Origin of the sequence: Endozoicomonas sp. GU-1, from assembly GCF_027366395.1 — a bacterium.
Classification (GTDB): domain Bacteria; phylum Pseudomonadota; class Gammaproteobacteria; order Pseudomonadales; family Endozoicomonadaceae; genus Endozoicomonas.
Map to the genome: position 1 here is coordinate 2,873,016 of NZ_CP114771.1, position 25,282 is coordinate 2,898,297.

General features: G+C 50.4%; 17 protein-coding genes. 7 read left to right on the forward strand and 10 right to left on the reverse strand.

Translation table 11 applies throughout. The features are described from left to right. Positions 1–7: 7 nt before the first annotated feature. The 3 genes from O3276_RS11755 to O3276_RS11765 all read left to right on the forward strand — a co-directional run bounded on the left by O3276_RS11755 (position 8) and on the right by O3276_RS11765 (position 3,915). A complete protein-coding gene (locus O3276_RS11755) occupies positions 8–418 on the forward strand; it encodes a hypothetical protein (protein WP_269675785.1) in 411 nt (136 codons plus the stop codon). A gap of 316 nt (positions 419–734) precedes the next feature. After that, positions 735–2,408: a VWA domain-containing protein gene (locus tag O3276_RS11760; RefSeq protein WP_269675786.1), complete on the forward strand. Its 1,674-nt coding sequence runs from the start codon at positions 735–737 to the stop codon at positions 2,406–2,408. After that, complete coding sequence (locus tag O3276_RS11765) at positions 2,365–3,915, forward strand: pilus assembly protein (protein ID WP_269675787.1); 1,551 nt, start codon at positions 2,365–2,367, stop codon at positions 3,913–3,915. The genes O3276_RS11760 and O3276_RS11765 overlap by 44 nt, the downstream gene beginning before the upstream one ends. A 105-nt stretch (positions 3,916–4,020) precedes the next feature. On the opposite strand, the gene O3276_RS11770 is transcribed toward O3276_RS11765, so the two are convergent. From O3276_RS11770 to O3276_RS11780, 3 genes are read right to left on the reverse strand one after another with little or no spacing between them, the layout of a single operon-like run. Then, positions 4,021–4,863, reverse strand: a complete 843-nt coding sequence (locus tag O3276_RS11770; protein ID WP_269675788.1) for a dimethyl sulfoxide reductase anchor subunit family protein — start codon at positions 4,861–4,863, stop codon at positions 4,021–4,023. Positions 4,864–4,865: 2 nt separating this feature from the next. Next, entirely contained in the window at positions 4,866–5,501 is a 636-nt protein-coding gene (locus O3276_RS11775) for a DMSO/selenate family reductase complex B subunit (protein ID WP_269675789.1), read from the reverse strand. Between the two features lie 20 nt (positions 5,502–5,521). Beyond that, complete coding sequence (locus O3276_RS11780; protein WP_269675790.1) at positions 5,522–7,951, reverse strand: DMSO/selenate family reductase complex A subunit; 2,430 nt, start codon at positions 7,949–7,951, stop codon at positions 5,522–5,524. A 449-nt stretch (positions 7,952–8,400) separates the two neighbouring features. On the opposite strand from O3276_RS11780, the gene O3276_RS11785 reads away from it, so the two are divergent. Both O3276_RS11785 and O3276_RS11790 read left to right on the forward strand, forming a co-directional pair. Further along, on the forward strand, positions 8,401–9,759 hold the full coding sequence (locus tag O3276_RS11785; RefSeq protein ID WP_269675791.1) for a hypothetical protein: 1,359 nt from the start codon (positions 8,401–8,403) through the stop codon (positions 9,757–9,759). Positions 9,760–9,791: 32 nt separating this feature from the next. Continuing rightward, positions 9,792–11,678 carry a hypothetical protein gene (locus O3276_RS11790; RefSeq protein ID WP_269675792.1) on the forward strand — a complete coding sequence of 629 codons (1,887 nt, stop codon included), beginning with the start codon at positions 9,792–9,794 and terminating at the stop codon, positions 11,676–11,678. Here the strand turns inward: O3276_RS11790 and O3276_RS11795 are convergent, their stop codons facing one another. Beyond that, a complete protein-coding gene (locus O3276_RS11795) occupies positions 11,679–13,283 on the reverse strand; it encodes a glycosyltransferase (protein ID WP_269675793.1) in 1,605 nt (534 codons plus the stop codon). It lies immediately after the preceding gene. A gap of 373 nt (positions 13,284–13,656) precedes the next feature. Here O3276_RS11795 and O3276_RS11800 point away from each other — a divergent pair, with 373 nt between their 5' ends. Further along, a complete protein-coding gene (locus O3276_RS11800) occupies positions 13,657–14,001 on the forward strand; it encodes an HNH endonuclease family protein (protein WP_269675794.1) in 345 nt (114 codons plus the stop codon). A 2,209-nt stretch (positions 14,002–16,210) separates the two neighbouring features. Here the strand turns inward: O3276_RS11800 and O3276_RS11805 are convergent. The 6 genes from O3276_RS11805 to O3276_RS11830 form a co-directional block, all read right to left on the reverse strand. Next, the gene (locus O3276_RS11805; RefSeq protein WP_269675795.1) at positions 16,211–16,618 is read right to left on the reverse strand and encodes a hypothetical protein; all 408 of its coding nucleotides are present in this window, start codon (positions 16,616–16,618) and stop codon (positions 16,211–16,213) included. 393 nt (positions 16,619–17,011) lie between these two features. Then, positions 17,012–17,860 carry a dimethyl sulfoxide reductase anchor subunit family protein gene (locus tag O3276_RS11810; protein WP_269675796.1) on the reverse strand — a complete coding sequence of 283 codons (849 nt, stop codon included), beginning with the start codon at positions 17,858–17,860 and terminating at the stop codon, positions 17,012–17,014. A 2-nt stretch (positions 17,861–17,862) separates the two neighbouring features. Beyond that, positions 17,863–18,483: a DMSO/selenate family reductase complex B subunit gene (locus O3276_RS11815; RefSeq protein WP_269675797.1), complete on the reverse strand. Its 621-nt coding sequence runs from the start codon at positions 18,481–18,483 to the stop codon at positions 17,863–17,865. Positions 18,484–18,504: 21 nt separating this feature from the next. Beyond that, the gene (locus O3276_RS11820) at positions 18,505–20,943 is read right to left on the reverse strand and encodes a DMSO/selenate family reductase complex A subunit (protein WP_269675798.1); all 2,439 of its coding nucleotides are present in this window, start codon (positions 20,941–20,943) and stop codon (positions 18,505–18,507) included. A gap of 284 nt (positions 20,944–21,227) precedes the next feature. Then, on the reverse strand, positions 21,228–23,792 hold the full coding sequence (gene ptsP, locus O3276_RS11825; RefSeq protein WP_269675799.1) for a phosphoenolpyruvate--protein phosphotransferase: 2,565 nt from the start codon (positions 23,790–23,792) through the stop codon (positions 21,228–21,230). Beyond that, a complete protein-coding gene (locus O3276_RS11830) occupies positions 23,789–24,238 on the reverse strand; it encodes a glucose PTS transporter subunit EIIB (protein WP_269675800.1) in 450 nt (149 codons plus the stop codon). Before O3276_RS11830 ends, ptsP begins: the two co-directional genes overlap by 4 nt. A gap of 242 nt (positions 24,239–24,480) precedes the next feature. Between O3276_RS11830 and nagB the strand changes: the two genes are divergently transcribed. Next, a complete protein-coding gene (gene nagB / locus O3276_RS11835) occupies positions 24,481–25,281 on the forward strand; it encodes a glucosamine-6-phosphate deaminase (RefSeq protein ID WP_269675801.1) in 801 nt (266 codons plus the stop codon). Position 25,282: the final 1 nt, after the last annotated feature.

Consider the following 25,282-nt stretch of genomic DNA (forward strand, 5'->3'; position numbering starts at 1 on the left):
GTGATTTATGTTACTGAGGAAACACCATGACAGTCATGGCCGCTACTGGCTCTTGGCTGCCATGACAGGAATATGGCTGTCATGCCTGGCGGTCCATGGCAACGCATCGGGCAGGCAAGTTGACCAGGAGTTCGGCAAGATAGAAGTTGAATTTCGCAATGAAACCAGTGGCTTGATCTGGGCCTACCCCTGTGAAACCTGTCTGCCAAAACGATTGGTCTTTGACCAGCGGTTGCAAGTGGGCAGACTGGGCGCTGGCAGTCAGAAGGCAACCTTGCAGGACTTGCGGGACCTGGAGGACTTGCAAGAGTCCCGGGACTCCCCGGAGCAGCCTGCGCTGGTGATCTGGATTGAAAATACGGCTCAAGCCTTGCAGGTTCTGTTGATCACACCTCCGCAGAGTTCGGCACCGGAGTAAGGAACTGTCAATCCTGCTATTGCCTGATAAAAGTATCACCCTTCGTAGATATGAGCATTGGTTAGCGTTGATACCCAAACCGTTCGTGCTGAGCTTGTCGAAGTACGGTGGCACCATCCTTCGACAAGCTCAGGATGAACGGGGTGTACGGGTATTAACACTTTTCTGCACTAGAGCACGAGTGAGCATAACAAACAGAACAGTGAATAAAATGTCAGGAATGTTTAGCAACGATCATTCAAAATATGAATATTCAGAATACTCGCAGACCATCTCTCGATGGTTAAGGACATCAGCGTGTTTTCTGCTCTCCCTGATGTTATCTTGTGAACTGGCGGCAAATGATATTGATCTGTTTGTTGCTGACCTTCCCTCTGGAGCCCAGCCCAATGTGATGCTGATTATGGATACATCGGCGAGCATGCACGCCAGGGAGGGGGTATGTGGTCTTTTTGGATGTCAGTATTCTGGCCCCTCCCGCATGGATATAGCCAAGCGAGTGGCCAAGGACTTTATCAGTGATGCACAGAATATCAATATCAGTGTAATGGGCTTTAACTATGATGAGGGCGGCTACGTAATTTTCGCATCTGAAGATATTGACACTGGCCGACAGGGAGCTATGGATGCCGTTGATCGTTTGATGCCCAATGGCTTTTCACCAATGGCTGAAACGTTGTATGAAGCCTACCTTTATTTTTCGGGGCAGGATTTCAAATTCGGGTTTAACCCCCTGGGATTAGATTTCAGTGCCATCAATTGGCAACAAGGCGGGAGTTATCGTTCCCCCATTGTCTCAGAATGCCAAAAGAACAATATCATCTTGCTGACTGATGGCGCACCTTCGTATGATCAAAGTGCTGATGTTGACATTGAGCGGATGATCGCAGGTAAGACCATGCCAGGTCATTTGCGCCACGATTGTCACCAATGCCTCAATGAAATTATCTGGTATATGGCCAATTACGATGTTAACAGCCATTTTGATGGGGACCAGAACGTCTTCTTAAGCGTTATTGGCTTTGGTGAAATGGATAAATGGTCGTCAGATGTACTGGCCAATTCCGTCAGAGCCGGTAACGGGAAGTATTACCGGGCCGAGGATGCTAACCAGCTGAGTCAGGCGTTTGCCGATATTATGGTTCGGGTCAATGCGGAATCCACCTCATTTGCTGCACCGACCGTCCCCGTCAATGCGTTTAACTCCCTTGAGTCCACCGATGAGCTTTTCTACACCGTTTTTGCCCCTAGCTCTGGGCCAGACTGGACGGGCAACCTGAAACGTTACCGTTTGGGGGATGATAATCAGATATACGATGCCAACGGGAATCTGGCCATTGATCCGGTGACTGGCTTTTTTTCTGACAATGCCCAGAGTTTCTGGAGCGCTGCCCCGGATGGTAAAGTCGTTACAGCCGGTGGGGCTGCGTCGCTGTTGGATCCGGAGCGACCGGTGTTTACCAATTTAACTGGCGACAGGGATGTCGAGTTGTCAAGCGATTCAAATAAGGTCCACGAAGCTAATTTTGTTGCTTTTCCTGACGGTACTCTGGGCGTTGGTGCTGGTATGTTTGACAAGATGTCGCTGCTGCAGTGGGCACGGGGCTATGATGTTGATGACGACGATGGCGATGGTGTATTGATAGAGTCACGGTTCAGTATGGGTGACCCTATTCATACTCAGCCGGTCATTGTTACTTATAACCCCTGGGGATGGCATGGTGATGTGGATAAAACCATTTTTTTTACCACCAATGATGGTTTTCTCCATGCTGTGGATACCAGTGGTTACACTACATTCTCGTTCATTCCCAGGGATTTGCTGAGCAACCTGCGAATGTACCGGGAGGGGACGGTTCGCCCGGCGATATCCGGTGCGCCATCCTCGGATTCACAGTGTGTGTGGAATTACCAGGTACCCGGTGCCTGTGTGCCGGCCCGTTATTGTGAATACAGGTTTGAGTGGGGGAGATGGCCCCCTGAGCGATAGTTGTCGTCTTATCCCTCCGACACCCACGAACGATGATGAATGCGATTGGGATTGGTCAAGATCAAGGTGTGCACATCCTGAGTATTGTAAATGGCATTACAACTTTCCACACTTGGTCGGCGACACTGTTTGTGATATCAGACCCAGGCATGAATGGCCACCTGCACCGCCGGAACCCGACCCTGGCAGAGCCAAGGTATATGGCATGGATGGACCGATAACCGTCTTTTTCAGGGACTGGAACGGCGATGGCAACATAACGGACGGTCATGGGCATGCCTACTTATTCCTGACCATGCGCAGGGGGGGCAGTAATATCTATTCCCTGGACGTCACTAACCGGAATACCCCGAAGCTTAGATGGGTTATCAAAGGGGATTTAGATTCCAATAACATGGCTGACGATCCAGCCAGGAATCCCGATTTTCCGGAATTGGGGCAAACCTGGTCAAAGGCGCAGTTAACGAAGGTCAAGTGGCTGGGGTCTGAACGGTACGTATTACTGTTTGGTGGTGGCTATGACGAAGATGCTGACCAGCAAGCGGAAATTGAGGAAAACGACATAGGCCGGGCAATATATATGGTCGATGCCTATTCCGGTGAAATGCTTTGGCATGCCGGCCAAGACGGTAACCTGAGCATCCCGGAAATGGGATACAGTATTCCGGCAGATCTGACACTGGTTGATATTAACCAGGATGGCCTGACTGATTATTTATATGCGGTGGATATTGGCGGTCAGGTGTTCCGTATTGATATCAATCACGATAACAGTGGGTCCTGGAATTTCGCCAACGGTGGTGTGATTGCTCAATTGGCTGGTGTGGCTGAACAGGGTTCCCGGCGGTTTTTTGAGGCACCCACTGTAGCCGTTGACAGCAATCGCGAATATCTCAATATCGCCATAGGTAGCGGTACCCGCCCCAGCCCCATGAATACGACTGTGGAGGATCGCATGTATGTGATTCGTGACCGCAATATCTTTAACAAGCCCACCTCGTACCGGTATGCCAACGGTGGGGTCATTACTGAGTGGTCACTGTTCGATGCGACCTCCAACATCATTCAGCACGGTAACCAGTGGGATAAAAATGCGGCACTGGGTTCTTTGAGCGGAGCTGCTGGCTGGTTTATGAGACTGGAAGATCCCGGCGAGAAAATCCTGGGCCGGGCCTCACTGATCAATGGCATGCTGCTGTTTAGTTCTTTCGTCCCACAAATTTCCTCTAGCAGCTGTAATCCGGGCGTCGGGCTCAATTATTTTTATGCCGTGAATATTGAGGATGGTACTAGCGTTTTGAATGTATCCGTTATGGAGAATATGGGCTCATACGGTCGAAGAATGATACTGAACAGTCGCTCCATTGCGCCTCAGCCCTCTGTGATCTCCAAGGGCGGAGAAATGAAGGTGTGCATCGGTTCTGAATGCCTTGTCGGTGAAGACCAGCGTTTGGAACCGGCCAACCTGAAACGTCTGAAGCGAAGTTTCTGGAGAGAAAACCGGTGAACAGTTGAGGGTAAAAAGAACCAGAAGAACCTGAAAAGCCCTGTATAGGGATTTTCAGGCTATTATGCTTATAACTGCACTTACTCGCTTACATAATTATATTGATCACATAGGCGACAGATGCAGGTCATAGAAGAAGGTACGACCACACAGTTCAGCCGTGAGCATCAGGACGGTACTCACCCCTGGCAAACCTGCCGCTGCGTTATTACCACGAGTGGCAGCCATCACCCAAACGCCCAGACCGGCAAACAGCAGACCGAGACGGGCCAGCATCAGACGACCGTGGTAGTCAAACAGGCCCAGCGGGTTGGCAGGCAGGTCAACCTGACCCAGCCAGAACAGGTACAGCGGGTACCCCACCAGCACCAGACCCAGCGCGATAAAGCCCAGAGTGGCCAGCGCACGATCAGCGTTTTTCTGGAATGCCCCCAAAGAGGCCGACTGACTTCTCAGCATCAGCGCCGCCGCCGGGATACCCACCACAAAAGCGGTCATAACAAACTGGAAGATGGTCCAGCCGCTGTTCCAGGCGGGTACCGTGGCCAGGGTGTACACATTGGCAATGGCTAGCAGTAACAGCACGCCCAATACCATGGCTCCCGTTAGCACCAGCTTCTGCAACTTTGCCAGGATACCGAAGTGCACCATGGCCACATAAGTGAAAACAGCACCACCAAACAGCGAAGTGGTGATGATCTCAACACTCAGTGCCGACAGATGTTCCAGACCAAAAATAACATTCATGGCACGCAACGGCTGACCCAGGTGAGTCATGGCCGCAGCGCCGGAGACACCCAGGAGCACCAGAACCACCATCAGCAGTTTATTCAACAGCTGCTGACGATTGGCATCACTGTTCGCCATCAGCAGGCAGGCCAGTACCAGGAACAGGCCAACGGTGCCCTGTGCCAGCACCGTAAAAAATACCAGTGGCAACTCATGCATGGTTATACCTCCCGAGTGTTCATAATGCGTCCGGTCTTGTCACCGGAAGGTTTGGCATGACGGCTCGCCTTCATCACCAGCGATGGCTCAGTCAAAGAAGAGTCCGGCAGTGGCGCGATATCCGCTTCTGTGCCGTATTTGGCACGCAGTTCTTCGATCGGACCAAAATCCAGGGCTCGCAGCGGGCAGGATTCGATACAGATCGGCTGCTTGCCCTGCTCAACCCGGTCGAAACAGCCGTCACACTTGGTCATGACTTTCTTCTCGGCATCAAACTGCGGTGCGCCGTAGGGGCAGGCCATTTCACAGTAACGGCAGCCAACACAGACGTCGGCGTTAACCACCACCAGGCCGTCCTGGTCACGCTTATGCATGGCACCGGTTGGGCAGGCCTTGGTACAGGCTGGCTTGGCACAGTGGTTACAGCTGATGGAGGTGTAATAGGCAAACACGTCCTGGGCGTAGGTTCCGTCTTCGTTCTGAAGCCAGCTACCGCCGCCGTATTCATAGACCCGACGCCAGTTCACGCCGACTTTCAGGTCATTCTCATCTTTGCACGACAGTTGACAGGTTTTGCAGCCCGTACATTTGGCCGTGTCGACGTAAAATCCCAGTTGTTTTATTGAGGGTTGTTTCATCGAACGTTATTCCTATCCTGTTATGCCTTGGCAATTTCAACCAGATTGGTGTGCATCGGGTTACCCTTGGACAGCGGCGTACTGCGCTGAGTGGTCAGCACGTTGAATGAGCCACCACGGTCAACACCGTCTTTACCCGGTGCGTACCAGGCACCTTCGGCCAGGGCAGCAACACCCGGCATAATCCGGGGGCTGACTTTAGCCGGAACCCAGGTCTCGCCACGGTCATTCCAGACTTTCAGCATGTCGCCATCTTTGATTCCCCGGGCCTGTGCATCTGCCGGGTTCAGCCACACGGCATCGGTCACTGCTTCACGCAGGAAAGCGACGTTGTGGTATGTGGAATGCACACGGCCCTTGGTGTGAAAACCAATCAGCTGCAGCGGATACTTCTCAGTCAAAGGATCCAGATGGCTTTCCCAGGTGGTGACGTACTGTGGCAGCGGTGTCACCACATCCCCTTCCGGCAGCTCCCACTCGGCGGCAATGGTCGCCAGTTGTTCAGAGTAAATTTCGATTTTCCCGGATGGGGTCCCCAGGGGATTGTTCACAGGATCCTTACGGAAACCTTCCAGAGCGATGCGAATATGTTTCGGTGCCAGCTGTTTGTAGGGGCCGTCACGACGCAGGTCTGCCAGTGTTGGCACCTGAGGCTGTTCTTTACGCATCTGTTCGTACAGTTCTGCTACCCACTGCTCATGGGTCTTGCCTTCTGTGTACTGCGCTTCCAGACCAAAGCGTTTGGCAATACCTGTACAGATGTCGTATGCACTGCGGCACTCGTACATCGGGGCAATAGCAGGCACCAGCGGAATTACTGCACCCAGACTGCCCGAGGCATAGCCGTTGCTGGCCACTTCATAATTTTCAATGGTGGTGATATCCGGCAGCAGAATATCCGCGAACCGTGCGGTAGGTGTCATATGGTTTTCAAACACCAGGATAAACTCACACAGGCTCTCATCAGACAGGATCTCTTTGGTCCGGTTGATATCAGAGTGCTGGTTAACTGTGATATTGCCCGCATATTGCCAGATGAATTTGATCGGATTCTTCAGTGACGTGCCGCCCTGCAGAGCATCGGTCTTATCCGTCATTTCATGGTGACGATGAATCGCATCCGTCCATTTAAAGAATGGAATCGCCGTCTTGATCGGGTTGGTACCCATGGGTAGGGTTTTCACCGGGAAGCCATAGTTGCCTGGCATTTCGCCGGTGTTGGTGCCGGCCAGGCCAATATTGCCGGTCAGAATGGGCAGCATGCAGATGGCACGGCTCGCCTGCTCACCGTTGGCCTGACGCTGAATACCGGTACCCTGAATAATGTAGGCAGGTTTGGCCCTGCCAATTTCCCGGGCCAGCTGAATAATTTTTTTCGCGGGAATACCGGTAATTTTTGCCGCCCACTCCGGGGTTTTCCCGATGCCATCCGCACCCTGGCCCAGAATGTGCGCTTTGTAGTGGCCATTCTTCGGTGCACTGGCTGGCAGCGTTTTTTCATCATAGCCAACACAGAACTTTTCGAGGAATGCTTCATCCACTATCTTCTCGTTGATCAGCACCCAGGCCATGGCTTCTACCAGGGCAGCATCGGTCCCCGGGCGGATTGGAATCCACTCAGACTCTTTGCCCAGCATGGTGTCGGTATAACGCGGGTCAATGATGATGGTGCGCACATTTTTGCTGTTCACCGAGTTGATGTGCTCGTAGATTTCCCCACCACCACTCATGCGGGTCTCTGCCGGGTTGTAACCAAACATGACCAGCAATTCTGCATTGGCGATTTCACTGGTGAAACTGCCGAACGCCGCTGGACGTCCACCGCCATAAGTAAACGGCAGAGCACGTTGAATCTGTCCCCAGCTGTAGTTACCGTAATAAGGCAGAAAGCCACCGAGCATATTCAGCAGGCGCTTGGAGGCAAAAGGACCGTCGGTTTTATAGCCCTGGGTTCCGGAGCCATACTGATAATAGATCGCATCGTTACCGTAAGTATCGATGGTGTACTTCAACTGTCTGGCGATGGTATCCAGCGCCTCATCCCAGCTGATGCGCTCAAATCGGCCTTCGCCACGCTTGCCAACCCGCTTCATGGGGTATTTCAGACGATCAGGGTTGTATACCCGTTGCTTGATGGAGCGACCGCGCAGACAGGCGCGAATCTGATGATCACCGTATACGTCATCGCCCCGGTTATCCGATTCAACATGGGTGATAACACCATCTTTGGTATGCACCTGGAGAGGACAGCGGCTGCCACAGTTCACCATACAGGCAGACCAGGTCACCTTGTCTTCAGCGGCTTTTGCCTGCGTTGAATCTGTTGCCATGGCTTTCAGAGGCAGCGCATTGCCCACGACAACAGCGGCACTGCCCGCAGCAGTCCCCCACTTGATAAACGTTCTTCGCTTGATGACAGACGACAACGCACTATCGAGAAGTTTCTTCATTTATTTTACCGTTATCACTAAAACCGGAAACCAGCACACAAACAGGTCGTGTTACCCCTGACAAAATGCATCTCTGTACAAATAATGAACTGGTGAAATGGTGCTGATAATACGAGCTGGTCAACAAACAACCGATTGACCTGGATCAATTTTTTGCGGGGTTTGAGGCAATTACTGAAGAGGGTAGGAACTTATTCGAGCACGCTACAGAGCACGGCGCACCCTGTAATTGATCATGATTATTGAGGACAAAACTGTGCTGCCACTTCGGTGACATGGCTGCGGCGGTACTTCCGCCGCAGTGCTTACCATGGCACCTGCCCGGGCTGCCAGATTACCGGGAACCTTTCGATATTTTCGGTGTCTGAATTTTGTGCTCATTTCACTCAGGCGGAGCCTTACTCCCGTGCAGTCCGATATACGATTTTAAATTCATTGAGACCCTTGATATGTCCATACCTCAGGCGGAAGCAAGCATTGGTTCGTCAGGATTTCATCCACCACCGACAGGCGGCAAGAAAGAGGAATACAATCCTGTTGCCGCATTCGGTCAGTTTGGCGGGATGATGGTTCGTGTTGTCAATGCATTACAAGCTGCCGGTTCAGGCGATCAATACAGGCCAGTGAGTTTATTGTCACCCGGTGCCCAATACGCAATAGAAACCAGGCGGCCGGATCAATTTGGAACCAGGCCAGACCAGGTCATTACGGTTCTGAAACCTGCGCCCGGTTGCCATATGCTCTGGGCTTATAAAAAAGATGTCTGTTCGAATGCCTCGGGGGAACCGTGCTGCAGGTTCACATACACCAAGAAAATTACCAGCTGGCATGTTTTGGCAGAGAAAATAGCAGAGAGTTACCACAGAAAGCACTCCCTGTTTAGCAAATCACCATTAACTTCAGGACACCTTGGTGTCAATGGCTATTTACTGCACCAACCGTCTGAACGGATCATTAAAGGAGCAGGCAAATATCCGGAAATTCTCTGTCACATTAATTTTGACCGCATGCACTATGGCTACCTTCTGGACTTTACCAGGGAGTTTTCTTTCCGCCGTCTTGAAGAAGTCATGGGCAATATTCTGACGCTCGAGCAAAATAAAGGTAACACATCCGGTGATGAGTTCCGTGAGCCAGTAAAACTGTGCCTGTACAACAGTTATCAGGGGGTGTTGTCTCCCCCGGTGGAAATCAGCCGTACACAAGCGCTAATGCTGCGGCGAAACATTCGTGCCTTCTCTCAATACGGCAACTTCACTGGTCAGGAACTCAGGCTTTACCAGTTATTGAGTCAGTCCGGTGGTGAACGATTTCTGCAGCTGCTGAAAAATATTCCGGAGCAGGTCAGCACGGTATCAGCCAGTGTCAAGGCGCTTGGCACTGACATCAAAGCCATCCTGACAGCCATCGAGAACTGTGATTCAGCAACATTCTTAAGCAAACTTCCAGCCCGGGTGGACGGGGTCAACAGCAAAGTGGGTTTACCGAATATATTACTGGAAGCTTTGCTTGAGCAGACCCCGTTTCATAAACACTTTCCCTGGCTATATTATGATTTCGAGATACACGATAACGAGTCCAGCTGGGATTACATTTTCGAACAGGCCAGACCCACCTTTGCCGCACAAGTGTTCATCTGCCGGGAGTTATTAAATAATAATTTGTTTGTTCCCTATTTATTAGGGTACAAGACTCAACACCTGTCCACTATAATCCACTGGTGTGTTGCCTGCTCATCGCTTACGGCGCAAGAATCTATCTCAGTTATCAAACATCAGCCCAGCTTGCAGATCATCTTGAAATATTAACATCTACCAATCATTTTCTCCGGGCGAATCTGTTGACCTACGGTGAAGCCAGTACCATTCGTAACGAGGTGCTGTGGGAACTTCTTTGCAATGATGGGGACGGCCCCGTTACTAAACACTATATGATAGCTAATAGAGTATCGATCCTGAGGACTGCATTGCACGAGCATTTGAATCACCGGCAGCTGGACAGTTCAGAGCTACATCGGAAGGCTGTTGGACTGCTTGGCGAGGAGTTTTATAATCATTTTTTTACCAATGAACCGGTTTATGGGCATGCAGTTAAAGAATTTCTGGAAAATAGATTTTCAACCCGGCGATACAGTGATGAACAGTTACGTGAGCATTTAAAGAGTACAGCGACGCTCAATCGAACCATTGATCAAAGGCTGAGTATTTTTCTGGGGGAATATTACACTTGTAAGCCTGCCGTTGTGGTCCAGCGAAAGGAACAAGGAGAACGGCAGCCGGACTGGCTGGTGAATTTTCTGGCATCACCGCCAACCTTTGAGGGCATGGAAATCCTGCCTGATGGTCGCTATAAGTCAATTACCCTGAAAGTCGGTCGGTATTATTACCAGTTTCCCCATGCCAACAGGGCACAAACCATCCTGGCGAAGGGCATAAAACCCTATTACCGCAAATGGCACGGACTGGATCACGCCCTGCGCACACAGCTGGCCACCGAATTCCTCATGGATAGTAAGGTTTTGCCCGACTTTCATAAGCCATTTCGGGAATTACTGCTGAAGCATCCCGAGTTGCAAGAGTTACTACCCATTGCCGAACTCTACCACGATGCTGTCGCTGAAGATGAGCATAAAAATGTTGAAGAGCTACGGGCAGCAGAACTGTTTCAGCGTGATATGACCAGGTTGCAACAGTACCCCGGGCAGCTGGTTACCCTGGTGGCCAGCGCCCTGAGAAACAAAAACTGCACAATGATGGGTGCTGAAAATCCGTCGTTTACTCCTGACCACCAATGCACAGAGGAAGAGTTACTGCTGCGTCAGGTGCTGCGCTTTGGGGATACTGTGGATATCCTGCGGGTCAAACCACCACGGGAGGACTTTCCGACGATCAGGCTGACACCGGACTCAGCAGAAATTGACACCAGTGAAATGATCTATGATGGCTATTTTCAGCCAGAAAAGATTGAACTGCTGTCCGTGGTCAACAACCCGGACTTCACCCTGCTGATCCAGTCCGTCATGTTGAGCTTTCGGGATCTGGCCAGCATTACCGGGGGATGGCATCACCAGGTGCCCAATCCGTTCACCAGTCAATACCATCTCCCGGTTGATAACCATAAACGACGATTACTGATTGAGCAGGCACCAGACCCCTATCAGTGTTTGCGTGAGTGCCTGAACGATCTGGTCCGGTTCGCTATCGCTGAGAAAGCCGGTATTTCACCTTGCTTAGCAAAACACCACCGGCGGCATACAGATCACCAACCGCCTGGTTGCTGGGATCCGGATACCGGGTCCGGTGGTGCTTATCGACGCCTGCACAATGAAGGGGAACTTCGACAAGTCCGGTTACCCGAAGCAATGACCCTGGCAGAAAAGATGATCGTGGTGGCGAACCAACCCGGGCTGGAAAAACTTATGTCGGCTGACATCCGGGATGCCCTGGAAACTGAGACGATACGACTGCAGCAGAAGGCCATCCTGCCCTCTGTTGGTACCTTGGAACAATCTGAACTGGAGCAGATGCTCCGGCAGCCGGACTCTCCGGGTGCCCGACTGCTCAGTGAGCGCGGCTATTCTGTCAAGTCGAGCATACATGACGGGAAAATTTTTTACCAAATGATGCCCAAGTCCACACTTGCAAGGAACTTTTTGCTGCTGCCACCAGAGTATGATGACGAAGCCAATCCTGTTACCTTGCCTGAAAATAACCAAGGCAGGCACTGATTAATTAGAAAGAGCATTTTCTATTGAAGTAGTAAATTTCTCCATTGAATGGAAGTAACTGGCATGCCTCACAATGTGAGATGATCTGGGCCTTCCGGCTTTTAACTTTTCACTAACTGCCCGGAGAAATGCTTTATCTGTATCTTCTGAGTAATGGCCATACTCCGCATTTGAATGAACTTCTGTTCTGCATTCATCACAAGGAGGTGACGCCTCAGGTAGCCCTCCTACATCCGAGTTGATTACATGCAGCCCCATAGAATGACATTCACCGGCAATCAAGCCTAAGGACTCAGCCAGAGAAGGAATAACGGCATAGTCCGCAACAGCCATTAAGAGTTGCTTATGCTCTTGATTTTTCGTAAGTAAAACGAGGTTATTTCTTGCTGCTTTGGTTTCCTGAATAGCTTGAATAAATGGATCTTTTTCTGTTCCGTTAGAAACAATAAAAAATAGGCAATCCAGTTTTTTTACCATATTCAGTACATGCTCTGTCCCTTTTTCAAAATGAGGCCTGCCCATAAAAAAAACAATTGGTAAGTTTTTAGTGACTGGGTTCACACATCCTTTGCTATTTAATGGTGGCTTTAAAGGCAATTTTCCAGCAAAGAACAGGTCTCTGAGTTTTGATTTGATGTTTTTTTCCGGAGTTCCTTCTAACCCGTATTTTTTGGCGGTGGCACTCAGGCTAAATTTTGATAAATCTGAGCAGCTTTTGATTGAGCTGATCTCCTTTTTGTGAATCCTCAAGAAATTTGATATGAGAGGATGTTTAAATGTCAGAAAAGATTGGGCATATTTCGATACTGTTAAAATGACATCAGCATGTTTAATTGCCCTCTCTCTTGCAGGCTTTTCATAATCCGGTAGCTTGCAGAACTTGCTCTCATCCATCTTCATATAGCTCTGGGTTGTATAAACAGGCTTTTTATTGGCCATACAGTCGCTAAAACCCGTATGGGGACTTAAGCAATGCACCCAGTTGACTTTTTTAACGTTTTCGAAGTGATTAATGTATTGAAGGGATCCTCCAAAAAAATGATCATGAACATATACTTTTTCGCTTCCCATTGTTGGTAAAAGCACTTCGTTGACAAATTTTGCCGCTATCTGGTTAAATACACACATTTTTAGAGATATAGCAGCACCAGATCTCAATCTTTCATCAGAATCATTAATTCCTTGTTCTTTGAAGTAAAGATCCTCTGCCAAAGAGTCTTTGTGTTCTTGCTCTATATTGTATGAATTAATATGCTTTTCAAAATACCTTTTCTGCCTCCCTGTTGGCTGGACTCTATAGACATCACATTCAGGCATATCACTGCACCTTTCAACCAATATTAATTCACCAGAAGAAAGCTGACAGCCAGATGTGATTGATTTTTTTACATCCGTATCCTCTACGAATTCAAGCAGAGGAAGAACCATGATATTTCTACAACTACGCTCGTGAAATGCCTTACAAAAGGTGTTTACAAAAACGCCGTTACCGCCAACAGTGTATCGGTAACCTTCTGTAGAAATGTGTATGTGATTTTGTTTAACTTTCTGATCATCACCTGGCAGGCATAAACTTGTAACTTGAGTTGATGAAATTGGCTTCATTTAACACTCACTAAATATGCAAGTTTTTATCATTAGGATTAAACAGTAGGTTATTCATTCGATAGTGATCAAATATTTTTATTACTCAACTCTCGTATTTTAATGTACGAATGTTTGATAATAAGAAAATGGTCATATAGCAATACAACAAACGTCGCTTTTATTTTCTTTCCAGCTACGCCATTATAGCTTTTAACCGTCCCTGCTTAAAAAATTATATTTATCCGAGTTTGACTCTGTAGACGAACCAGAGCAGACGACCATATCAGTCAAACAGGCCCAGCGGGAGCAGGCAGGCCAGTACTGGGAACAAGCCAACGATTCCCTGAGCCAGTACCGTATAAGAGGTGGTATTTATTCAATAGTCCTTTTAATGTATTTTGTCGTCTACACGGGAAAGACGTTTTATGAAGCTCGCCAGGTCGATATCGACCATTTAGTGCCTCTGAGATGGGCCTGGGATCGTGGGGCTGATCAGTGGTCGAAGGCAAAAAGGGTGCAGTTTGCCAATGATGAAGTGAATCTTTTTGCCGTTCAGGCCAGTGTCAACCGCCAGAAAGGGGCATCAGGTGTCCTTGAGTGGTTACCACCTTCGAAGTCTTTCCACTGCCAGTATGTTGCCAGATTCACTCGCGTGGTAAAAACCTATGGTCTTGTGCTGTCAGACTATGAGCAACAGAAGTTCAGGGAATTAGAAGAGCAGAAGTGCCGTGGATAACACAATACATTTGTCGTTAATTCTCACCATCGCTAATTGCCTGTGGGTAAGTGGGATTGTCGTAAAATCCTGAACAACACTCCCCAAAGGTCGGTTTCCATGTACATCCACAGGGCATAAAAGCCGACTCGTGTCCCTCACCGCCATACCCTGTATAATCCTGAGATCATGGTGCATGGCGGTTAGTTTGCAGGTGCATGGTACTGGCAATTCCCGGGGGGCATCACACGGTGGTTTTAATGGTTGGCTCCTTTTTACCTGAAACTTCTGTCAATTCAACATTTATTACAGGGGCCTGAAAGATAATCGAGGGCATCCCGGGCTGTTGTGTGATTATTCTTGAGCCAATGGAAGGTTGACGAACGGTATCTTCCTTACAAATCAATTGGCAACAGCACGTGCCTGCGGCCATTAATGCAAGTCCTGAAGCACCTCCTGCTGCCGCGCTTCCCAAAGAGATGAGAGTACTTACCTCAATAGATTTTGTACAACATGAAAAAAGCATGCCAAAAATACCACCTATCGCTGCACCTGTAGCACCACAATGCTTGTAGTTAATGTGGGCACCGGGGGGCAAAAGCAATCTTTAGTAGCAGTACATGGGCCTAAAGCGTTCATATTTGTTACCTTTTTAGAAATTTATCAGAACATTCCACTTTTAAGACTTCATTTCTATTAAAAAGTTTCTGCAATTTCTTTTAATCTGTAAATTAATTCCCCTACCCTGTAATCGTAATTATGATACGAAAGTACTGCAATCACCGTAACACCAAGAGAAGGCCACAAAGTAATTGTTGCCCAAACCCGGGCAATGAATCTTGAGAATCCAAGTCAATTCTGAAAGACCAGATACCAACTCCACCTTCTAAATATGAACTGCGCAGCCATTTTGAACCGCTGGATCTTCGTTGGAATTCCTCGCAATAGCCCTGCTATTACTCGTCATTCCGCCTTGCCCAGCGGTCCAAAATGACTTGCTCGTTATCATATTTAGAAGGTGGAATTGGTATTATTGCAGTGTCCAGTAATGCAATAGTGAGTTGCAAATGATAAAGCTGGCAGTTGTTATAGAGAGAAATCACGAATGGCAGGAACTCATTCGCTTCAACAGGATAATCTGGCGAAATCTCAAGAGCACATCTATTGGTGTGAAAAGTTAAAAAGACTGGAAATCAACTGGACCGAAACCCTAGGAGCCTGTCGGCTTATCGTTAATGACTGGACAAAAGGTCTGATATGGCACGGGGTCTGTTCCCATGCGCACCCACAGGGCATAAAAGCCGACTTGAGTCCGTCACCGCCATACTCTGTAAAACTCACAGATCATGGTGATTAGTTCGGGTGTGCATGGTGCAGGCAATTGCCGGGGGCATTACACGACTATTTTATTAACTGGTTCCTTTTCATCCGGAGTTTCTGTCCATTCGACAGTTAGTATAGGAGCCTGAGTGATAATCGAGGACATCTCGGGCTGTTTAGTGATCACTCTGGAGTCTATGGGAGGTGGACAAAAAGTACAATCAGAAACTAAGTTGACACAGGCCACGAATGTAGCCACATATGAAAGGCCTGAAATAACTCCTACTGCCCCGCATCCCAAACTGCTGAAAACAGCTACGCCGCAAGGTTCTTTCGTCACAAACAGACCTCCCAAATAACCTAACGCTCCACCTGCACCAGCACCAAACTTGTATGCACCGTGAGTGTCTGGGTGGCATAAGGAATCCTTAATAGCAGCACATTGGCCTAAAGAGTTCATATTTTTTACCTTTTTAGAAATTTATCAGGATTTTTCACTGATTAGACTTCATTTTTTCTAAAAAGTTTCTGCAAATCATCTTAATCTGTAAATCAATTCCCTACGCTGCAACCGCATTTTATGTACATTAGTACTACAAGCATCGCAATACCACGAAGAGGCTGCCAGTATGTCATCAGATTCACTCGTGTGGCCTGGAGGCTGTTGGATTAAGAGCAACGGAAACTCGGGGAATTAAAAGAGCAGGCCGCGGATAATTCATGCTATTTATCTGTCGGCACAGCTGCCTGTAGGTAAATGAGATTGTCGAAACCCCTGAACAACACTTCACGAAGTTCGGCTCCCATGCGCGCCCACAGGGGATAACAGCCGACTCGAGTCACCACCACCACCATACCCATGAAACTCAGAGATCAAGGTGCATGGTGCTGGAATTCCCGGGGGTGGGGGTCATAACACGGTTTCGATATTGGTTGATCCATCTTCACCTTGAATTTCTGTCGGTACGACAGTTACTTCGGGAGCATGAGAGATAATCAAGGGCGAACCGGGCTGTTGTGTGATCACCTTGGGTTCAATGGAAGATTGGAGAGCGATTTCACGTTGTGCTAGATGGCAACAGGTAACGACTCCACCCATTACAGCAAGGCCTGCACCAGCTCCTGCTGCCCCGCCCCCAAAAGCGCCGAGACAAAAATAACCGAAAGGATAACCGGCAGTTTTTACCACACTGGAACAGGCACCAAACCCACCCCCAATAGCACCTACCGCTGCACATGTTATGACAGACAATTTGTAGGGTTCTTCAGTACCGGGGGGACAGAAAAAACTTTTAGCAGTTGAGCATGATACATCCATAAAAATTACCTCTATAAAAGTTTATCGAAATATTTCACTTTAATAGACTTCATTTTTACTAAAAAGTTTCAACAACTGTTCTTAAGGTGTAAATTAATTATCTACCCTGCCCTACAAAAACAATACGAAAGTACTAAATTAATCAAAACACCAAGAAAAGACGAAAAAGTAAATATTGCAAAAGCCTTGTGGTTTTTGTGTTTTTTATTACGTTAGTTCCAAAAATAGCCCCTGTTTCTTCCAGTGAAATATGGGCGTCTTCTTCTGACTATTCTGGGTAGCTATGACCACGGCCTGATCAGACGAAGCTGGGAATAGTTATTGTGCGTTCACGCGTCCGGAGTTTTTGAAAAGTTCCTCCTTTCATTTATGAAGGAGGAACTTTGTACTTATTTACATGCCACTGGCAAACATATGCAGGTCATAGAAGAAGATACGACCGCACAGTTCCGCCGTGAGCACCAGGACGGTACTCACCCCTGCCAGACCTGTCGATGAGTTATTACCACGAGTGGCAGCCATCACCCAAACGCCCAGACCGGCAAACAACAAACCGAGACGGGCCAGCATCAGACGACCGTGGTAGTCAAACAGGCCCAGCGGGTTAGCAGGCAGGTCAACCTGACCCAGCCAGAACAGGTACAGCGGGTAACCCACCAGCACCAGACCCAGCGCGATAAAGCCCAGGGTGGCCAGCGCACGATCAGTGTTTTTCTGGAATGCCCCCAAAGAGGCCGACTGACTTCTCAGCATCAGCGCCGCCGCCGGGATACCCACCACAAAAGCGGTCATAACAAACTGGAAGATGGTCCAGCCGCTGTTCCAGGCAGGCACTGTGGCCAGGGTGTACACATTGGCAATGGCCAGCAGTAACAGCACGCCCAATACCATGGCACCCGCCAGAACCAGTTTCTGCAACTTGGCCAGGATACCGAAGTGCACCATGGCCACATAAGTGAAAACAGCACCACCAAACAGCGCAGTAGTGATGATCTCAACACTCAGTGCCGACAGGTGCTCCAGACCAAAGATCACGTTTATGGCACGCAACGGCTGACCAAGGTGGGTCATGGCCGCAGCGCCGGAGATACCCAGCAGCACCAGAACCACCAGCAGCAGTTTATTCAACAGCTGCTGACGGAGGGCATCACTGTTCGCCATCAGCAGGCTGGCCAGTACCAGGAACAGGCCAACGGTGCCCTGTGCCAGCACCGTAAAAAATACCAGTGGCAACTCATGCATGGTTATACCTCCCGAGTGTTCATAATGCGTCCGGTCTTGTCACCGGAAGGTTTGGCATGACGGCTCGCCTTCATCACCAGCGATGGCTCAGTCAATGAAGAGTCCGGCAGTGGCGCGATATCCGCTTCCGTGCCGTATTTGGCTCGCAGCTCTTCGATCGGACCAAAATCCAGGGCTCGCAGCGGGCAGGATTCGATACAGATCGGCTGCTTGCCCTGCTCAACCCGGTCGAAACAGCCATCACACTTGGTCATGACTTTCTTCTCGGCATCAAACTGCGGTGCGCCGTAGGGGCAGGCCATTTCACAGTAACGGCAGCCAACACAGACGTCGGCGTTAACCACCACCAGGCCGTCCTGGTCACGCTTATGCATGGCACCGGTTGGGCAGGCCTTGGTACAGGCTGGCTGGGCACAGTGGTTACAGCTGATGGAGGTGTAATAGGCAAACACATCCTGGGCATAGGTGCCGTCTTCGTTCTGAAGCCAGCTACCACCGCCGTATTCATAGACCCGACGCCAGTTCACGCCGACTTTCAGGTCGTTTTCATCTTTGCACGACAGTTGACAGGTTTTGCAGCCCGTACACTTGGCCGTGTCGACATAAAATCCCAGTTGTTTCATTGAACTTTAATTCCTGTCCTGTTATGCCCTGGCAATGTTAACCAGGTTACTGTGCTGGGGATTACCCTTGGCCAGTGGCGATGGGCGCTGGGTGGTCAGCGTATTCATACACGCGCCCCGGTCCACGCCACTGCGGTCTGGTGCGTACCAGCTACCCTGCCCCATGGCGACCACGCCGGGCATAATGCGCTCAGTCACTTTCGCAGCAACACGGATCTCGCCACGATCATTCCAGACCTTCAGCATGTCACCGTCTTTTATCTTGCGCTTGTGGGCATCAACCGGGTTGATCCACACTTCCTGGCGGTTGGTTTCCCGCAGCACATCGACGTTGCCATACGTGGAGTGAGTACGGGCTTTAAAGTGGAAACCAAACATCTGCAACGGATACTGCTGCGCGTGGTCTGCCTCATGCCCTTCCCAGGAAGAAGCGTACTCAGGCAGTGCCCGAATAATATCGTTCTCCCCCAGTGTCCAGCTGGAGGCAATATTCGCCAGGCGCTCAGAATAGATCTCAATTTTACCGGAGGGGGTGTCCAGTGGATGTTTTTCAGGGTTTTCCCGGAACTCGCGGAATTGAACATGAGGTTCACCGGGGTTCTTCTGCTTGACAATGCCCAGCTCACGGAAGGCTGCAAAATCCAGGTCTACCAGTGTCGGGTTCATTCTCTGGGATTCTGCATAAATATGACGCAACCAGGCTTCCTGGTCCCGACCTTCGGTGAACTGCGCTTCTACTCCGAGGCGTTTGGCAATACCTGTACACATGTCGTAGACCGAACGACATTCATACAACGGCTCAACCGCCGTATCACAGAAAATGGTGTAACCCATATTGCCGCAGAACCCGTTAGGGGCGAAATCCGGTTGTTCAGCCGCGGTTAAATCGGGCAGCAGAATATCCGCATAGCGGGCACTGGGCGTCATGTGGTTGTCGATCACCACAATCATTTCACACTGGCTGTCATCCTGAAGGATGTCATGGGTGCGATTGGTGTCCGAATGCTGGTTGATGATGCAGTTACCCGCATAGTTCCAGATGAACTTGATGGGCTGGGTCAGTTTTTCGGCACCACGAATACCGGCGGTCAGCGCGGTCATTTCATCATGACGGTAAATGGCATCGGTCCAGAGGAACATGGGAATGGACGTTGATACCGGGTTGGTCAGTGTCGGAAAGACCGCAAAGGGCATGGAGTAGCTGCCTTCACGGGCACCGGTACCACCACCGGGAATCCCCACATTACCGGTCATCACCGCCAGCATGCAGATCGCCCGACTGGCCTGCTCACCATTGGCGGTGCGCTGCAGACCCCAGCCCTGCATAATGTTGCAGGGTTTGGTCATGGCAATTTCACGGGCCAGACGGATGATGGTGTCTGCCGGGACACCGGTAATTTTTGCTGCCCATTGCGGGGTCTTGGCAACACCATCATCGCCTTTGCCCAGAATATAGGATTTCCAGGAAGCGCCTTTCGGTGCACTGGCAGGCAGTGAGTTTTCATCGTAGCCGATGGTGTACTTGCCCAGGAATTCATTATCCACCAGGTCTTCGGTAATCATCACCCACGCCATACCGGCTACCAGTGCGGCATCGGTACCCGGTCGCAGCGGAACCCACTCATCATTGGCACCCAGGACCGTATCGGTCATGCGCGGATCAAAGGTGATCATACGCGCCTTACTGCGTTGTCGCGCTTCGGACAGCTGATAAACAATACCGGCACCACTCATACGGGTTTCCGCCGGGTTGTTGCCAAAATTGACCACCAGCCTGGTATTCACAACATCTGACGTGCAGTTATTATCTACCCAGCTGCCGCCATACAAATACGGTAAACTCACGGCAATCTGGGCCGTACTGTAATCACCATAGTGGTTAAGATAACCGCCCCAGCAGTTCATCAGACGGGCGATCGGTGTGGCGGCTGGCGGCCAGGATTTGGACACCGTGCCTCCCAGCGTACCAGTACAATAGTTGAGATAGATGGCTTCATTGCCATACTCTTTTTTGATGCGCTTCAGGTTATCAGCGATGGTGTCAAACGCTTCATCCCAGCTGATGCGCTCAAATCGACCTTCACCACGCTTACCGACACGCTTCATTGGGTATTTCAGACGGTCAGGGTTGTAGACGCGCTTGCGGAAGGAACGGCCACGGAGACAGGCCCGAACCTGGTGGTCACCATAGGTATCGTCACCGGTGTTATCGGTTTCGGTATGGATGATCACACCGTCTTTTACCTGATGACGCAGTGCACAGCGTGAGCCACAGTTGACCGTACAGGCAGACCACACTGACTTGATCTCTGCAACCGCAGGTTTGGCCTCTGTCGCAGAAACTTTCACCGGCAGTGTGTGCGCAGCAACCACTGCCGCACCGCCCGCAGCGGTTCCCCACTTCATAAACGTTCTTCGCTTCACCGTGGAAGCAAGCACTTTATCCACAATTTCTTTCATTGATATCGCCACCCCATCATAAATACTGGTCGTGATCACCGACTGCTCAGACAATTATCAGATTCTGCTTTCCCAGCAGGCATAAAGGTGTGAACAAAAAGTGCCGCCAACCAAATGGTGGGCATGATAATTGGACAGTAATTAACCGACAGATGACCTGAATCAAGATCATGTGATTTAAAGTACAACTACGCATCATCACAGGGAAACTACATATTTCAGACAACAATAAAAAAGCCCCATGGCCAAAACCAGGGGGCTTTCAGAAAGATGATCGTCAGTGATCAGGCAGTCAAACGTCTTACGCCTTCTACTGAATCCAGAGTCAGCGCTTCACGGGCCAGGCTCTGGCAGTGCTTATAGTTCAGGCTGCGAACACGGGCCTTAACCACCGGGATTGCCGGGACACTGATGGACAGTTCCTGAACACCCAGGCCAACCAGAATAGGCACCGCATTCGGGTCACTGGCCAGGCTGCCACAGATACCCGTCCACTTGCCTTCTTTGTTGGCTGCTTTCACCGTCATATCGATCAGGCGCAATACTGCCGGGTGAAGACCATCGACCCGTGCCGCCAGTTTTGGATGACCACGGTCAACGGCCAGGGTGTACTGGGTCAGGTCATTGGTACCGATGGAGAAGAAGTCCACTTCTTTGGCAAAATGATCGGCCAGCAGCGCAGCGGACGGCACCTCAATCATAATACCCACTTCAACGGTGACACCCGTCGTCTCCTGCTCTTCCAGCACCAGTTTTTTCACGGCACGGAATTCATCCAGGGAGCTGATCATCGGGAACATGATACGGGCATGACCGGCATGAGCCGCCTTCAGGATCGCACGAACCTGCTTGCGCAGCATGGTCGGACGGTTAATACCGATACGCACACCACGTTCACCCAGGAACGGGTTCTCCTCTCTTGGCAGGGGCAGATAAGCCAGAGGCTTGTCACCACCGACGTCCAGAGTACGGATAATGACCGGACGGTCTTTACCCATAGCGTCCAGAATACCTTCGTAGGCTTTTATCTGCTCATCCATGGTGGGTTCGGTTGCACGTTCCATATAGAGGAACTCGGAACGCAGCAGACCTACCGCTTCAGCGCCCATTTTGACCGCTTTTTCCGCATCGTCCTGGTTGGCGATATTGGCAGCGATCTCAACATGATGGCCATCCAGAGTCACCGCGGGCTGGTCAGCCACTTGCAACGCCGCTGCATGTTCCGCCGCCGCACGTTCCTGGCGGGCAACGGTTCTGTCGATCTCTTCCTGAGTAGGATTAACCAGCATGTAACCCTTGTTGGTGTTCAGGATAACATCGGTACCGTTCTCATACTGACGAACACTGCCCGGTACGTTGACCAGGTAAGGAATACCCAGGGAACCGGCCAGAATCGCCGCATGGGAAGTCGCGCCGCCGTGCAGGGTCACGATACCAATCACGCGCTGGCGATCCAGGGTCACCACTTCCGAAGGCGTAATGTCTTCCAGACAGAGGATGGTGTTTTCCGGCAGCTGATCGGTGCCACCTTCAACGCCCATCAGGTAGCGCAGAACCCGAAGACCAACGTCTTCTACATCGATGGCCCGGGCTGCCAGCAGCGGGTTATCCAGCTTGCGCATTTCATCCGCTTCGGCCAGAAAACTTCGATGCCATGCCCACATGGCGCTCTTGCCTGCTTCAATCAGTTCACGGGCACGGTCACTGATCGCCGGGTCGTCCAGCAACTGCTGATGGGCAACAAATACTTCTGCATGACCACCCACATGATCCGCTGCCATTTTAGTCACCAGCTGCTGCAGGGACTCCCGGGCTTTCTGGATACCGTAGCCAAGCTGACCCAGTTCATCGCTGACACCAACCCCCTCTTCCGGGTAGCTGGGCAGTTCATGAACCAGATGGTGCAGCTTGCCAATGGCCATACCCGGTGCCGCTTTAACGCCGGGTAAACGACCATCGGAGCCTTCTACCGGTCCAAGCAGTGGCGCTTCTTCTGCCATGGCTTCATCAGCGCCCGGCAGTACGTCGGCAACGGCTTCACCCAAACCACTGCGGAAACCATTCAGGATGGCTGCTATCGCTTCTTTGGCATCAGGGCCGGTAACGGTGATTTGCAGGTTAGAACCCAGTACCGTCTGCAGCCCCATCAGAGCGGTCAGACTGTTGGCCTTGCACTCTTTGCCAGTGTCTTTGTTCAGAATCAGCACATCAGAATTGAAGCCTTTGATAATCTGAATCAGAGTGGCAGAAGGACGGGCATGAAGACCCAGTGGGTTCATCAGCACAAAATCGTCGGTCAGGGTAATGCTGTCCTGACGGCTGTATTTGCTCTCGGTGGACATCTCCTTTTCAGGCTCAGCCCCGATGGCAAATACGCTATCCTGCCCCGCTGTTACTTCGGTACGGGGATTTACCACCACACCGGTTTCACCGGTGGTGATCATAATCGCAGTCTGCAGGCTGGCCGCCCTGGCTCCGACAAACTCGGGATCAAACGACAGCAGCTGCTGACCAACAGACACTTTGTCGCCTATTTTGACGTTGGTCTCAAAGCCTTCACCACGCAGAACAACCGTATCGATGCCCACATGGATCAACACTTCGACACCGGAATCTGTCTTGATCGCCACGGCATGTCTGGCGTCATGGAGCTGACTGATGGTACCGGCGCACGGTGCCAGTACCACAGAGTCCGTTGGGTTGATCACAATACCGTCACCGATCAGTCGACCAGCAAATACCGGGTCAGTGGACTCCTCGATGGATAACAGCATTCCGGACAAAGGCGCAACCAGAGACAGTTGGCAAGGTTTGCCCTCATTTTTAACATCTTGATGGGAGAGCGTCATGCAGAAACCTCAACATTGGCAAGATCATCCGTCACCGGGATCTTTTTCATTTCATCAGCAATTACTTCAGCCTGGAGACCGACGACGATTTGCAGGTTCTTGTCACCCACACGAACCACCGCCGCTGCCCCCAGCCCCTTAATACGGTCATCACTGACGCTGGCCGTATCTTTCAACGTCAGACGCAGGCGAGTGACGCAGGCATCAATCTGAGTCACGTTCTGGTGGCCACCCAGCACTTTCAGGCACTGACGGGCGAACAGAGCAGTATCTTTTACTTCCACTTCTTTTTTCACTGCTTCCTGAGAAACAGCCGCCGCTACTTGCTGAGTCTGACGCGACTGGGTAGCACTCAGATCTTCAGTAGCCGCACTTTTCTTCACCTTACCGGCAAAGGGCTGCATCAGCGCCTTACCGAGTTTCTGCAAGTAACCCAAAATGTTCATGATTGATCAACCATTTAATTCTTTATAGTGAGAGTGTGTCTCGTTCTGTGTGGCGCGGAATTTTACTGATTTATTTTTCAAAGAAAAATAAAAAAGCGAATACATTGACTCAGATCATCACTTAAAGACATTTTCGACCTGTTGAGCACATTACCAACCGCCTTTATTTTCCATCAAAAAATAAATAGACTATGATGCATAACATCACCCTGAGCAGATTAGCGAAGCCTGGAGTTTACGACATGCGCTTTATACCTCTGAAAGACAAGCCAGCCGTTGGTTATTGGGCTGCTCGATACATTGTCAGCCGGATCAAGGCATTTAATCCGACCCCTGAACGCCCCTTTGTTCTTGGCCTGCCAACCGGCGGCACACCCATTCCGACGTATCAGGAACTGGTTCGCCTGCACAGGGAAGGAGAAGTCAGCTTTGCCCATGTTGTTACCTTCAACATGGACGAATACGTTGGCCTGCCTGCCGATCACCCGGAATGTTACCGAATGTTCATGCACCGCCACTTCTTTGATCATGTGGATATCCCGGCAGCAAACATTAACTTTCTGGACGGTAACGCAGAAAATCTGGAAGCCGAATGCCTGCGTTATGAAACAGCGATTAAAAATTATGGCGGCATTGAACTGTTTATGGGTGGTGTCGGACACGATGGGCACATCGCATTTAACGAACCCGGTTCTTCACTGTCCTCCCGTACCCGCCTGAAGACGCTGACCACGAAAACCCGTGAAGCCAACGCGCGCTTCTTTGATCAGGACATCAGCCAGGTACCAAAACTGGCGCTTACCGTGGGTGTCGGAACGGTTCTGGACTCCCGTGAGCTGATGATTCTGGCCACTGGTTCTGATAAATCCCGTGCGGTTCAGGCCACGGTTGAAGGGTCAGTAAACCATATGTGGACAATCTCAGCCCTGCAGCTTCATCCAAAAGCGATGATGATCTGTGATGACCCTGCCACCCTGGATCTGAAAGTTCGCACTCTGCGCTACTTCCAGGATATTGAGTCTGAAAACATCAAGGACTTTTGAT